1 protein-coding gene is annotated in these 435 nt (G+C 29.9%); it reads right to left on the bottom strand.

The genetic code is table 11. The features are described from left to right. Positions 1–208 precede the first annotated feature (208 nt). A partial coding sequence (locus tag AYC60_RS08820) for a hypothetical protein (protein ID WP_459076622.1) occupies positions 209–435 on the bottom strand: 227 nt, incomplete at its 5' end.

The raw sequence follows: 435 nt of genomic DNA, 5'->3' as shown, positions 1-435 counted from the left end.
AAGAGAAAAAATTTAAACCTCTTAATAAAGTTTTTTAATTGTCAATACATTAGTTACATAATAAGAAATAAATTTAATATGAGTTAGAGTTAGTTAATTGTCTAAGTGTTTAATTAAGTGTTTAGTTTAGTTAAGTGTTGTTTAATGTTTAGTGTTTAATTGATTGTTAGAGTGTGTGAAGTGAGATTGGGGTTGCCCTTTTAAGCCTCTATTCCCTCACAACCTCATTTGGACTCTTAAAATTAAGCACTGTCTTTGCCCTATTATTATACAGCCTTTCATGCCTTTTAACATTTTCTATTAATTCTTCCTCGCTCCTAAATTCTTTCCTACTATACAATATCTTTCCATCTTCCCTATCCGTTACATCTTTATCATTTACAAACTCATATCCATTATCTACCTGTATAGTCTCTATCTTAAAGCCTATAGCCC

Source organism: Streptobacillus felis (assembly GCF_001559775.1).
GTDB classification, from domain to species: Bacteria; Fusobacteriota; Fusobacteriia; order Fusobacteriales; family Leptotrichiaceae; genus Streptobacillus; species Streptobacillus felis.
Note: the sequence above shows the minus strand (reverse complement) of the source record. Positions and strands in the feature narration are given on the sequence as shown.